The organism is Isobaculum melis (assembly GCF_900111355.1).
Classification (GTDB): Bacteria; Bacillota; Bacilli; order Lactobacillales; family Carnobacteriaceae; genus Isobaculum; species Isobaculum melis.
In genome coordinates this window covers 45,295-59,368 of sequence record NZ_FOHA01000010.1, presented here as the reverse complement: position 1 = coordinate 59,368, position 14,074 = coordinate 45,295, and the positions used below count along the sequence as shown (strand labels likewise).

The 14,074-nt window shown below is 32.6% G+C and carries 11 protein-coding genes; 9 read left to right on the top strand and 2 right to left on the bottom strand.

What is annotated here, in order from left to right; all coding sequences use genetic code 11:
• Positions 1-51 precede the first annotated feature (51 nt).
• On the top strand, positions 52-621 hold the full coding sequence (locus BMW29_RS08605) for a histidine phosphatase family protein (RefSeq protein WP_092652430.1): 570 nt from the start codon (positions 52-54) through the stop codon (positions 619-621).
• Positions 622-721: 100 nt separating this feature from the next.
• A complete protein-coding gene (locus BMW29_RS08600) occupies positions 722-1,552 on the top strand; it encodes a MurR/RpiR family transcriptional regulator (RefSeq protein ID WP_092652428.1) in 831 nt (276 codons plus the stop codon).
• 48 nt (positions 1,553-1,600) lie between these two features.
• Here the strand turns inward: BMW29_RS08600 and BMW29_RS08595 are convergent, their stop codons facing one another.
• Positions 1,601-2,278, bottom strand: a complete 678-nt coding sequence (locus BMW29_RS08595; protein WP_092652426.1) for an N-acetylmannosamine-6-phosphate 2-epimerase — start codon at positions 2,276-2,278, stop codon at positions 1,601-1,603.
• Between the two features lie 4 nt (positions 2,279-2,282).
• Positions 2,283-3,779: a PTS transporter subunit EIIC gene (locus BMW29_RS08590; RefSeq protein WP_218139660.1), complete on the bottom strand. Its 1,497-nt coding sequence runs from the start codon at positions 3,777-3,779 to the stop codon at positions 2,283-2,285.
• Positions 3,780-4,206: 427 nt separating this feature from the next.
• Here BMW29_RS08590 and BMW29_RS08585 point away from each other — a divergent pair, with 427 nt between their 5' ends.
• The 7 genes from BMW29_RS08585 to BMW29_RS08555 all read left to right on the top strand — a co-directional run bounded on the left by BMW29_RS08585 (position 4,207) and on the right by BMW29_RS08555 (position 13,945).
• Positions 4,207-5,205, top strand: a complete 999-nt coding sequence (locus tag BMW29_RS08585; RefSeq protein WP_177165727.1) for a nucleoid-associated protein — start codon at positions 4,207-4,209, stop codon at positions 5,203-5,205.
• 19 nt (positions 5,206-5,224) lie between these two features.
• The gene (locus BMW29_RS08580) at positions 5,225-5,647 is read left to right on the top strand and encodes a hypothetical protein (RefSeq protein ID WP_092652420.1); all 423 of its coding nucleotides are present in this window, start codon (positions 5,225-5,227) and stop codon (positions 5,645-5,647) included.
• A gap of 386 nt (positions 5,648-6,033) precedes the next feature.
• Positions 6,034-7,404, top strand: a complete 1,371-nt coding sequence (locus BMW29_RS08575) for a M20/M25/M40 family metallo-hydrolase (protein ID WP_092652418.1) — start codon at positions 6,034-6,036, stop codon at positions 7,402-7,404.
• 498 nt (positions 7,405-7,902) lie between these two features.
• The gene (locus tag BMW29_RS08570) at positions 7,903-9,675 is read left to right on the top strand and encodes a site-specific DNA-methyltransferase (RefSeq protein WP_092652416.1); all 1,773 of its coding nucleotides are present in this window, start codon (positions 7,903-7,905) and stop codon (positions 9,673-9,675) included.
• On the top strand, positions 9,662-12,325 hold the full coding sequence (locus BMW29_RS08565; protein WP_218139658.1) for a DEAD/DEAH box helicase: 2,664 nt from the start codon (positions 9,662-9,664) through the stop codon (positions 12,323-12,325). The genes BMW29_RS08570 and BMW29_RS08565 overlap by 14 nt, the downstream gene beginning before the upstream one ends.
• Positions 12,326-12,563: 238 nt before the next feature.
• Complete coding sequence (gene lspA / locus BMW29_RS08560; protein WP_092652414.1) at positions 12,564-13,022, top strand: signal peptidase II; 459 nt, start codon at positions 12,564-12,566, stop codon at positions 13,020-13,022.
• Positions 13,023-13,036: 14 nt separating this feature from the next.
• Positions 13,037-13,945, top strand: a complete 909-nt coding sequence (locus BMW29_RS08555) for an RluA family pseudouridine synthase (RefSeq protein WP_092652412.1) — start codon at positions 13,037-13,039, stop codon at positions 13,943-13,945.
• Positions 13,946-14,074 lie beyond the last annotated feature (129 nt).

Below are 14,074 nucleotides of genomic sequence, written 5' to 3'. Positions count from 1 at the left end.
ATTTGAAATGAGAGCTAAGAGTAAGCGATGAGAGAAAGGAATACTTCATTTATGAAAAAAACATTTTACATGATGCGCCATGGTCAAACACTTTTTAATGTCAGAAAAAAGATTCAAGGAGCATGTGATTCACCATTAACAGAGCTTGGTGTCAAACAAGCAGAGATAGCTGGATCTTACTTTGATTCAATTGAATTAGATCATCTTTATAGTTCTACCTCTGAAAGATCTTGTGACACATTAGAGCTGGTGACCAAAAATCGAATGCCTTATACCCGATTAAAAGGGTTAAAAGAAATGGATTTTGGTACTTTCGAAGGGGAAAGTGAAGAGTTAAATCCACAAGATAAAAGTACGTTCTTTTTACAATTTGGTGGAGAATCAAGGGAACAAGTCCGCGAAAGATTGGTTACTACTTGTAAAAAAATCATGAAGAACGAAGATCATCAATCTGTGCTCGCAGTGTCTCATGCAGGAGCCTGTTTACATTTCTTAAGACATTGGCAAGACCCCACAGAAGAGTTGAAAAAAGGCTTTACGAATTGCTGTATCTTTAAATATGAATATGACAGTGAGGATGAATCATTCCGTTTAGTTGATGTCATTCGTCATCCAATATAAAAAGAGATGACAACTTTATTAAAGAATCTTCTAGTTGTTGTTTTCATTTCATTGTAATATTGTATATAATAAGTGATGAAATGAATAGATGAGGTGACCTATGAATGAACTAAATTTTGCAAATCGACTCACTCAAGAACAAAAGCATTTGTCTAAAACGGAATCAACTTTAGGGGATTATATTGTTGCTCACATGGAGCAAATTAGTCAATTGACCATTCAGCAATTAGCTGCAAACGCTAAAGTATCTAATGCGACTGTGACACGTTTTTGTAAAAAATTAAATTATGCTAGCTTCGCTGAATTAAAATCTTATTTGAGCCGAGAAACGAAAAAAGATGAGCATAAAGAAGAAGGGGTAGTCGAAGTAGTGGGCACTTTTTATGATACAATGGTTGCCTCTTCAAAAATGCTAATTGATGCGACTCAATTGGCAGCTTTAATTGCAGCCATTAAAGCTGCCAATAAAATTACACTTTGTGGAATAGGAAGCTCTGGCTTAACTGCAAATGAATTTAAATATCAGCTGATGAGAATGGGGTTGACTGTTGATTGTGTGACTGATCCTCATATGATGTTAATGGGGGCTAAATTATTAGGTCCAGATGATTTATTAATTTGCTTATCTAATTCAGGGGAAACACAAGCCTTAATTAAAGCCTGTCATATTGCAAAGGAAAATCAAGTGAACATTTGTACCTTAACCAATTTTAAAGACAGCACACTAACCAAAATAGCTGATATTTGTATTTATACTTCAAGTGTTAAATCGATGCATGATGGTCGATTTATCAATACGCAGCTGACCATGTTTTTCGTTTTAGATTGTATTTTCTATGAGCTTCTAGGAGATCCAGTTATGTATGATAAACGCAGTAAGACTCTCCAACTGATTTTAAATGAAGAGAGTCAATTAAAAAATAATCATTAAAATAACCCCGTTATTCTTCTATAAGATAGAAAAGTAACGGGGTTATACTTATTCGATTGCGTTCACAAATTTTTCTGTGATTAATTGCGGTCGCGTGATTGCACCACCTACAACAACACTGTGTACACCTAAAGACAAGACTCTTTTCGCTTTTTCAGGAGTATCAATATTTCCTTCAGCAATGAGTGGTAACTGACTTTCCGCTAGCATTTTTCTTAAAATAGCAAAATCATCTGCTGCAACAGAATCATTTTTTGATTCTTCCGTATAGCCAATTAAAGTACTTGAGATACAGTCGAAGCCTAATTGATTAGCAACTCTAACATCTTCAACTGTTGCAACGTCAGCCATTAATAAGATCTGAGGATAAGTCTTTTTAGCATACTGAACAATTTCAGCTAAAGATTGTCCATTAGGGCGCACACGAGAGGTTGCATCTAAAGCAATCATGTCACAGTTTGAAGTAGCCAACTCATCAATTTCCTTAGTAGTTGCCGTAATAAAAACTTTTGAATCAGGATAATCACGTTTGATAATCCCAATGACTGGCAAATCAACTTCTTTTTTAATCGCTTTAATATCGATGACAGAGTTTGCACGAATACCAGCTGCACCGCCTTGTAAAGCGGCTAAAGCCATTTTTGACATAATAAAATCACTGTGTAGTGGTTCATGATCCAATGCTTGGCAGGATACAATCAGCTTGTTTTTAATTTTATTTAACACTAGTCTATTCTCCAATCATTTCTTCAATTTCATTTTTGATAATGGTGACTTGAGGACCATAAATGACCTGAATACCATTTCCTTTTTTTATGACACCTTTTGAACCAGTAGCTTCAAGAGCTTTCTCATCAACTAAATTACCTTGTTTAACGGTCACTCTTAATCTAGTTGCACAGCAATCAACAGTATCTAAGTTAGTCATTCCGCCAAGTGCTGCTACAATTTTTTCTGCTCGATCTGTACCGTTTTCAGCAACACTATTTTTTTCTTCCAATTTGTCATTCCCACGACCTGGAGTTTTAAAATTAAATTTTTTGATTAAGAAACTAAAGGTAAAGTAGTAGAGGAAGAACCAGAGAACTCCGATAATAGGTACCATAATCCAGTTTGTTTTATCATTTCCTTGAAGAACTCCAAATAACATGAAATCAATAAAGCCACCTGAGAAGGTTTGTCCAATTGTAATCTTAAAGATATGAGCCACCATAAAGGCTAGTCCATCAAAAAATGCATGCACAACATATAAGGCAGGTGCTACAAATAGAAAAGCAAATTCTAGTGGTTCAGTAATACCAGTTAAGAAAGAAGTTAAAGCAGCTGTTAACATTAAGCCACCAACAACTTTACGATTTTCAGGTTTAGCTGCTCGGTAAATAGCAAAAGCTGCACCAATTAAACCAAACATCATTGTGATAAAACGACCTGACATAAAACGAGCTGTTCCTTCGAAAAATTGAGTTGTACTAGGATCAGCAAGTTGTGCAAAGAAAATGTTTTGTGTGCCTTGGAATAACTTTCCACCAATTTCTAAAGTGCCACCAAGAGCTGTTTGCCAGAATGGGAGATAGAAAATATGGTGTAACCCAAATGGTCCCAATAAACGTAAGATAAATCCATAGAAAAAAGTACCAATATAACCAGTTGAGTTGACAACATCACCAATACTAAAAATAACAGATTGGAATAATGGCCAAATATAAAACATGACCACACCTAAGAAAATAGATGAAAGTGCAGTGATGATTGGCACGAAGCGTGAGCCACTAAAGAATCCAAGAAACTGGGGTAATTCCGTTTTATTAAAGCGATTATGAAGAAATGATGCCAGAATACCAACAACTAAACCACCGAATACACCAGACTCTAACGTTTGAATCCCCAAAGCCATTCCTTGACCAGCACCTGCTAAGTTATCTGTCGCTAATTTACCAGTGATGACCAAGATTGAATTGATTGTGGCATTCATAACCAAATAGCCTAATAAGGCAGCAAGGGCAGCTGTTCCTTTATCAGAACGCGCTAAACCAACAGCCACACCGACAGCAAATAGAACCGGTAAGTTAGCAAAAACGATATTCCCAGCAGAGGACATAATTGCGAATATAGCCTGTAACCAAGGGATATCTAGGACAGGATAAGCATTGACTGTATTTGGATTTGACAATGCACCTCCAATCCCAAGTAATAATCCTGCAGCTGGCAGAATTGCAATCGGTAACATAAATGATTTACCAAATTGTTGTGCTTTTTCAAAAAAAGTTTTCAAAACATTCCACTCCTTTGATAATATTTTCAAAACAATGGTATCACATGAAAAAATAAACAACAAGTGCAATTTTAGACTTTGGTTTTTATCTATTCAAAAATAGTAGCGACTGATGAAATAAAAAAATGCTTGCACCAATCAGTTAGTGAGAATAGTATCAGACTAGTGTTGAAAGGGGATACAATTTATTTTTTTGATTTAGCTGAAAAATGATGTATCATAAATGACATGAAAAAAATTCTTTACTTTTATTTTTACATGGAAAAAATCATTCATTTATCTGAGCAAAAAAAACTTATTTTCAGAATATCGCAATTGTTATTTTCATTTCAACGCAAGATTGTATATAATAAGAAATGGAATGAATAAATGAGGTGGAATTTTGGAAATACAACAAGCAATTTTGCATATTTTAGATAAAGAAGCAGATTCATTAATATGTTCTCAGAAGGAACTAGACTTTTCAAATGGAGCAGTCAATGAATATGTCACAAAATTAGTGTCCAAATTAGGTTCTGGAGACATTAAAGAAGCTTTTTTAGATGAACAAAATCAAGTGATGCAATTATTAAACAGTAGTGAATTAAATTTTATTGAAAAAAGTAGTGAACTCGCTAAGCAATTATTTGATATGATTACCCATGGAGAAGAGGTTCCTGGTGGGGACTTATTGATTTTCTCTGGAGTTGACAATACCAGTAATGCCTTAATTGGGATGATTAAGTTAAATTATAAGGAGCAGTTTACACATTTTCTTGATTACGATGAAGAAGCATTGGCAAATAAAATCATTGTCAATAAGACCATTTTACCTTCTAAAACCCAGCGTGTAGATGAAGGGGTAATAATTGATACAGCAACTGGAAACTGCCAAATTGTAGAAAAGAAATATTTATTTGAAGGAGAAAAAATCTCTTACTTCTCTGAGAAATTCTTAAAAACAACTCCTGCACCATCAGCTGTTGAAAATATGAAAGTGGTTAAAAAAGCGATTCGTAAAGTTTCAGGAAAATATAATACAGATGAATATATTAGCTTATCTCATACCCAAAAAGCTGTTTATGAAAGTGTTGAAGAAACAGGAAATGTTGATGTGATGCAAATTGCAGAAGCTGTTTTTGAAGAAAATATTTCGGCCAAAAATGACTATTTAGCCATTGTACAAGAGGCTGGGATTGAAGAGAAAATTCCTGTTGATCCAATTAAATATGAAAAAAAATATAGTAAGCAAAAATTTAAATTAGATAACGGAATTGAATTAACGATTCCAATTGATATTTATCAAAACAAAGATTTAGTTGAATTTATCAATAATCCAGATGGAACTATTTCTGTCATGATTAAAAATGTTGATAGTATTAAAAATAAATTTTCAATTTAAATGAAAAGGAGCACTAAAAATGACAATTACTGAAGCATTTGATGCGTTATTAGAAGAAAAAGGTTTTACCTTAATCAAAGAAGAAAATGAACATGGCAATGTGGTTTATTCTGGCAGCTTTGAATCACCAGAAGGCAATAAAATCCCCTTTGGTGTGGTTTTCCAAAGAAATGAATCCCCAACTGATTATCAAATCATTTATCGTGGTGTGGCTTATCTAAAAGACTATGGCAAAAAAGCAGCAGTTTTAGAGCTATTAAATGACTTGAATCAGGGCGAAGCTTTATATTATAAAGTGTCTTTACATGGTGATGGAGAAGTGCAAATCCATGCTCATGGTAGGACAACAGATGATATGAATCCTTTATATACCATAATGGTTGCTGGCTCAAATGTTGCACAATTAGTGAATGAAAGAGTGCAGCGTTTTATCACAGAATAAAATGATGAACTATTAAAAATAAGCCTCACTTTTTCTATGTTTGTAATCAGTAGAAGAGTTAGGCTTATTTTTCTATGTAAGATGTTAAAAAAAATAATTAAATAAAAAATGAAAAATAAAAAAACATAAAATACCAAGAATGAAGATGAAGCTATTTTTTGCTAACTTTTTCTGTTTCAACGATTTTCAGCCCCATTAGTATAGAATAACGAGTAAAAGTATGCTTGCTTGTATTTTAACCTAATAAGCTTGTCTTTAACAAGCAATAATTCACCTAAATGTCCTATTATTTAAAGAGATTAACACTTGTATAAATGTGCTGATTTGTGTACAATTATAAAAATCAGAATATTTCAACAATTAAAAAATGAAGGGTGGAACAAACCATGAATAACCTTACAAAAGAAGCAGTAAAAAGCTTAGCAGATAAAAGAATGCCATTATTTTATGACTATTTGGCGCTTCCAACAGTCTCAACTGAGCACCGTGCAATTCCTGAAACCGTTACATATGTCGAAAATTTAATTCAGGATTTAGGGGGAGAAACACAAGTATTAGATGATTTAGGTGGCCATCCAGTTGTTTATGGCTTCTTTAAAGCCTCACCGACAGGCAATGCCAATAAAACCTTACTCTTTTATAACCATTACGATGTTCAACCGGCAGAGCCATTAGATGAATGGCAAACAGATCCCTTTACAGCCACTGAAAAAGAGGGCATTTTATATGCTCGAGGTACGGCGGATAATAAAGGCAATTTCATTGTCCGTTTAAATGCCATCGCTGCTTTACTAGAAACAGAAGATGGGTTACCATGTAACATTAAATTTTTAGTTGAAGGAGAAGAAGAAATTGGCAGTCGCAATTTAGAAAAATATCTTCAAAAGTATGCTGATTTATTCAAAGCAGATGCTTGTATTTGGGAATTTGGTGGAAAAGATAATGAAGAGCGCTTTGTAATTGATGCTGGAATCAAAGGCATGGCTTATTTAGAACTGACTGCTGATAGTGCGGGGATTGATATTCATTCTTCAATGGGGGCAATTGTTGACAATGCTGCCTGGCGCTTAACACAAGCCCTTGCTTCAATGCGTGATGTAGAGAACAATATTTTAGTTGAAGGCTTTTATGATGATATTACCCCACCAACCAAAGAAGAAAAAGAATTGGTGGCATCACTTCCATTTAACTTGGAAAGTACTGTCGCGCAATATGGCTTAACCAGACCTTTAATTACAGATGGAAAAGAAATCACACCAAGTGAAGCCTTAGTTTTTTACCCAACAATGACCATTTGTGGCATTTTAAGTGGCTTTGTAGGAGAAGGAACAAAAACCGTTTTACCACGTACAGCAAAAGCAAAAGTCGATTGCCGCTTAGTACCAGGACAAACACCAGCTCATATTGCAGATTGCGTACAAAAACACTTAGATAAGCATGGCTTTGAAGATGTGAAAGTCCACTTATTAGATGGACAGAAAGCCTTCCGTTCAAATATGACAGATCCCTTTGTTCAACAAGTCGTAAAATCAGCTGAAAAAGCTTATGGCACAGATACTGAAATTTTATTAGTACCAAATAATGCAGGAACAGGACCCATGTATATTTTTGATCAATACCTAAAGCTACCGATTTTATGTAGTGGGGTAGGCTGGTCTGGTTCAAGAGCACATGCGCCAAATGAATCCATTAGAATGGCTGATTTTTATGAAGGGATTATGCATATGATTTATTTAATGGGAGAGTTTGGAAAATAGCGTATGTTTGCGAGAGAATGTTAATCATTCTCTTTTTTATTGTGTGCGCTTGGCATAATGACTAGTTAAACAATACAGAGGTAAACATCAACCAGTGTCTAGTGAAGCGTAAAGTATCCCTTTGCGCTTCTACCTCTGAAAGAACTGTGTTTAAAAATTTAGGAATGACGAACAGAAATTTTATGATTGGCTACTGTATGAAGGGAAATTAAAATTCTATACAAAGGACAAAAAAATTACATTATCAGAATAAATGAGTTAATTTAATGCCTAAATAACAAATTGAGTAATCTTCTAAAATAAAGTATAATGATACTGCTGAATCACATATTCAAGTAACTAAAATATTATTATACTATGTGTGGGTTTTAGCTCCGAATTATGAACAACAGTTACTAATGAATAACATCTTTATTGAGATTTAATAATAGATGTTATTTAAATAATAATGTTAAATTAATAACAAAAGTTAATATTGCTGAAATTGGAGGATTTAGTGTGGGTAATAAATTAGAACTAACATGGTATGGAAAAGAAAAGAAATTTCAGATTGAACCAAGATTACTTATTGAAAATAAAGAGCTGTCAAATATAAAGTATGATGTTGATACAGAAAATATGTTAATACACGGTGATAATCTACTAGTTCTTAAAGCTTTAGAATCTAAATATGCGGGTAAAGTAAAATGTATTTATATTGATCCACCTTATAATACAGGTTCAGCTTTTGAACACTACGATGATAATATAGAACATAGTCAGTGGTTGAGTTTGATGAAAGCTAGACTTGAAATGTTGAAAAACTTATTATCTGATGATGGTAGTATTTTCGTACAAATTGATGATGAAGAATACGCATACTTAAAGGTTTTGATGGATGAAGTTTTTGGAAGAAATAATTATATAAATACTATAAGTGTTTTAATGAAAAATATAGCTGGAGCTTCTGGGGGTGGTCAAGATAAGAGACTGAAAAAAAACATTGAATATATATTAATATACTCAAAAAATTACGAATTAATAAGCCAGTTCACACCTGTATACTCATATTCACCGATTTCTAAATTAGTTGAACAATATAGAGAAGAAAATAAAAGTTGGAAATATACTACTGCTCTAATAAACAAGGGTGATAAAATATATATTGGCTCAACTGTAGATGGAGAAGGAAATGAAATTAAAATTTATAAAAGGGAAAATTATTTAATTAAATCAGTAAAATTACTTATGAAAGATGAAAAAAAATCGGAAAAAGATATTTATGCTAAGTATGCTCATTGTATATTTCAAACCGCTATGCCTCAAAGTTCAATAAGACCTAGAGTATTAGAGAAGGTTAAAGAAATTGGTTTTGAAAGTGACCTCTATTCAATTGAATATGTGCCAAGAAGCGGACGAAATAAAGGGAAATTATATGAACAGTTTTATAAAGGGGAATCGTTCAGACTTTTCGCATGGCTTAAAGATGTTTCGGTTGAAATTGATGGCAAACTTTGTAAAAAAGATTTACAAGGAACTTATTGGGACTTTGTTGGAGAAACCAAAAACCTAACCAAAGAAGGGGGGGTTGAATTCCCTAATGGGAAGAAAGCCGAAAAGTTATTAGAAAGAGTATTCACATTGGCAAGTAATGAAGGTGATTTAGTCATGGATTCATTTCTAGGTTCAGGTACAACTAGTTCTGTTGCACACAAAATGAACAGAAAGTGGATAGGTGTTGAAATGGGGCAACAAGCATACACTCATTGTAAAGTTCGTCTTGATAAAGTAATATCTGGCGAAGATAAAGGTGGTATTACTAAATCAGTTGATTGGAAAGGTGGGGGAGGTTATAAGTTTTATGAACTTGCACCCTCACTAATTAATATTGATACTTTTGGTGAACCAGTAATAAACAAAGAATATAGTGCAGATATGCTGGCTTCAGCAGTAGCATTACATGAAGGATTTTATTATCAACCTTCATCAGATCTTTTTTGGAAGCAATCACGCGGAAATGAAAATTCATATCTTTTTGTAACTACGAGGCATCTAACTGCACAATTTGTTGATTCTATAAAAGATACTATGGAAGATAATGAGTTCCTTGTTATTGCTTGTCGTTCGTTTGATGCAAGTGTTGAAAAAACATACAAACAAATTACAATAAAAAAGATTCCAAATATGTTATTGGGTCATTGTGAATTTAATAAAGATGATTATAAGCTGAATATTATAAATCCACCAGTATATGATGAATTTAAGGAGGATGAATTTGATGAGCAATACTAAATTCCCTCAATACTCTCCTGATTACATTAGTAGAATTATGTCGTTAAGAAAACCTCAAATTAGGTCATTAGAAATACTAGATGATATCGCTAGTAATATTAAATTAGTTAATAGAAGTAATAATTTAATTGATTCCTTGTCAGAAATTAAAGATAAGTACCCAACTTGTACTGATTTTGAAAAAAAATTTATTTCTTTAACATTTGCATTAGCTACTGGTGTTGGTAAAACAAGACTAATGGGCGCATTTATTAGTTACTTGTACACACAACACGATATTAAAAATTTCTTCGTTGTAGCACCGAGCTCAACTATTTATGAAAAATTAAAAAAAGATTTTGGAGATCCATCTCATTCAAAATATGTATTTAAAGGATTAGGATGTTTTGTGAATCCCCCTAATATCATTGCTGATGAAGACTATAGAAACAGAAATCTTTCGTTATTTGAATCAGACATTAATATTTTTGTATTCAATATTGATAAATTTAATAAAGAAAATGCTAATATGAAAAAAGTTAATGAATATCTTGGACAGTCTTTTTATGATGAACTTTCAAATTTAAATGATTTAGTTTTGATAATGGATGAATCGCATCATTATCGTGCTGAAAAAGGTGCTTTAGCATTAAATGATTTAAAACCAATACTTGGTTTAGAATTAACAGCTACACCTCTTGTAAAAAAAGGTGCAAAACAAGTTCCATTTAAGAACGTTGTGTATGAATATCCTCTTTCTAAAGCTATCGAAGATGGATACACAAGAACTCCCTTTGCAGTCACAAGGTCAGATATTAACTTTTATAATTTTGGTGATGAACAAATTGATAAATTAATGTTACTAGACGGAATAACTTGTCATGAAAATGTTAAAAATAAACTTGAGGTTTATGCTAGTAATAATAAAAAACCAACAGTTAAACCTTTCATGCTAGTTGTTTGTAAAGATACTGAACATGCAACGTTAACAGAAAATTTCATTAAATCTGATGAATTTAGAAATGGTGAATATAAAAATAAAACAATTACAGTTCACTCAAAAATGCGTGGTTCGGAAAGTGAACAAAATATGAAACATCTTTTAGAAGTTGAAGATGTTAATAATCCAATTGAGATAGTTATTCATGTAAACATGCTTAAAGAAGGTTGGGATGTAAATAATTTATTTACTATTGTTCCTTTAAGAACCGCAACATCTAAGATTCTTAGAGAGCAAATGATAGGCCGAGGCTTACGTCTTCCCTATGGTGAAAGAACTGGAGATAAAGAAATAGATGCAGTGATGTTAACAGCGCATGATAAATTTAATGAAATTTTGTTAGAGGCGCAAAAAGGTGATTCTATATTCAAAGCTGGAAATGTTATTAAGGCAGAAGAAATTGAACAGGAAAATATTATTTACACTCAATTAGCTTTAGATACAAGTAAAGGAGATGGGTTAGAAAGAGCATTTCAACATACAAACATTGAACGAACAGATCAGAATAGAGCTGTTTTTAGTAAAGCGAATAATTCAATTAAGGAAGAAGTAAACAAACTGGTTTACGAAACAAATTGTTTAAGTGAATTATTAGATGGATTGGGTAGAGAAAGTATTGTCTCTATAGTTGAGAATAAAATTAATGAAGATATTGACTTAGGAACTACCTATTATGATAATGAAGACATTTTTAGTGATTGGATTATAAAAGAAACTGAGGACACATATCAAGCAGTAGTAAGTAAATTCATTCCAATCCCAAAAATAAAAATAACTGATGATGGTGTTGAAGAATATTGCTTTGTTGATTTTGATATAGACTTAAAAGATTTTAAACATGTTCCAATTGAAAACGATATTTTAATACAAAGTCTTGAAAATATGTCTGATAGTGAACGTGTTAAAGGCACTATGATTGACTTTGAAGGTTATGCTCCTAAAAATGTAATTTTAGAAGAACTTAGAAAAAAGCCTGAAATTGATTATGAAAAAAATCCTAAATTGTTAATTAAGTTGATTACACAAGTAATCGATTCTTACCAAACTAGTTATGGAGATAATGGTATGCATAATATTGTTATGATGAATAGGAAAGATATTGGAAATAAAATATACACTCAAATGATGCAACATTTTTATTGTGAGAATGGATTTCTTGTTGAAGAAGTAGTAGACGTGAGTAATATTAATCTTAAACAAGCACATACTTATAGTGAACAAAAAAATCTATATGAGTCATATACTGATAGTATTCGTTCTATTTTATTTACAGGAATTACAAAAGGTATATTTGATTGTGCTAAATTTGACAGTAAGCCTGAACTTATTTTGGCGAGGGTTCTTGAACGAGACAAATTTGTTAAAAATTGGCTACGCCCTGCTAAGAAAGAATTTAATATCACTTATAATCACGGCAAACAATATGAACCAGATTTTGTTGTTGAAACTGATACTAGAGTATATCTTGTTGAAGTTAAAGGTGAAGATAAGTTAAATGATTCTGATGTTATTGCAAAGAAGAAGCGTGCTATAAAGTATTGTGAAGTAGTATCGAATTGGGGTAGAGCAAATGGATTTAAGAAATGGGAATATTTATTTATTCCTTCAATGCAAATACAAGAAAGTTCATCATTTGAACAACTTTCAAAACAATTTATTGAGGAAGAATAAGATTTTTACTTTTGGTAAAATTCATCTGTTTTATTTTTTAGTAGGCATTTACTTTATTTTTTTAGCAATGTTAGTTGGATTATAAGATCTGATTTTATATGCTTGACATAAAATAGTAGTTATTTGAATTATTAATATTACTACTAAATTTGAGTCTTGAAAAGAAAATAGTATAAAGAATCGTCAAAATCGTGTAAAATGATGGAGACGGTTTTTTTATTTAGAAAAGAGGGATACAATGCTTTACTATTATATCGGTGCAATTTTGTTTATAGGAATTGATCAGCTGACAAAATATATTGTGATGAATCAAATTGATTTATATCATACAATCGAAGTCATTCCAAATATTCTTTCATGGACCTATGTGAAAAATGAAGGGGCTGCTTGGAATATTTTAGAAGGAAAAATGTGGTTATTCTACATCATTACAACAATTGTGATTATTGCGATTCTATATATCATGCAAAAATATGCAAAACCAAGAAAGAATCTCCTCCTAAATCTGTCTCTGATGTTGATTTTAGCAGGTGCTATTGGAAACTTTATTGATCGTCTTGTGCATACCTTTGTTGTAGACATGATTCAATTGACTTTCTTTAACTTCCCAGTATTTAATGTAGCAGATATGTGTTTAACAGTTGGTGTTGCATTAGCTGCGATTTATATTATTAAAGATGAAAGCTTAAACAATTAAAAAGGATGGCGAATATGACAAAAAAAATGAAAATGACCATAAATGAAGAAAAAGGACGCTTAGATAAAGTCTTAGCGGATCATTTGAAGCAGTTTACGAGGTCGCAAATTCAACATTGGATTAAAGAAGAATATGTCACAGTCAATGGTCAGCCTGAAAAAGGCAATTATAAAGTGAAAAATGGGGATGTTGTTGAAGCGATTGAACCTGAAGTGGTGCCATTAGAAATTTTAGCAGAAGATATTCCTTTAGAGATTGTTTATGAAGATGAAGCTGTTTTAGTAGTGAATAAACCACAAGGAATGGTGGTGCATCCCTCTGCTGGTCATTTAACTGGCACATTAGTGAATGCTTTAATGTACCATGTGAAAGACCTTTCAGGAATTAATGGGGTGATTCGTCCTGGGATTGTTCATCGGATTGATAAGGACACATCTGGTTTATTAATGGTGGCTAAAAATGATCAAGCTCATGAAATGCTTGCGGAGCAATTAAAAGAGAAGACTTCTTTACGTCGTTATGTCGCATTGGTTCATGGTCATATTTTACATGAAAAAGGCACCATTGATGCACCAATTGGTCGTTCAAAAGAAGATCGTAAAAAACAAGGGATTATTGATGACGGTAAACCTGCTGTGACACATTTTAAAGTATTAGAGCGCTTTAATGAATACACACTGGTTGAGCTAGAACTTGAAACTGGTAGAACCCATCAGATTCGTGTGCATATGAAATATATTGGCTTCCCAATTGCTGGTGATCCAACTTATGGACCTAGAAAAACTTTAGCTGGTAAAGGGCAGTTTTTACATGCCAAAGTCTTAGGCTTTAAACACCCAACAAGTGGCGATTTTCTCACTTTCGAAGCACCACTACCGGAAATTTTTGAAAAAACTTTAGCTGAATTAAGAGAAAACGGTTGACATTTAGTTGGTAAATCGATATCCTATCTTTAAGCAAGAAATAAATTAAATATTTTTCCTTTAACAATAGTCCTGTGAGGCTAGGAAGGAGCACTGAAAAGATGGAAGCCTAAAAATAGGTGAATTCTT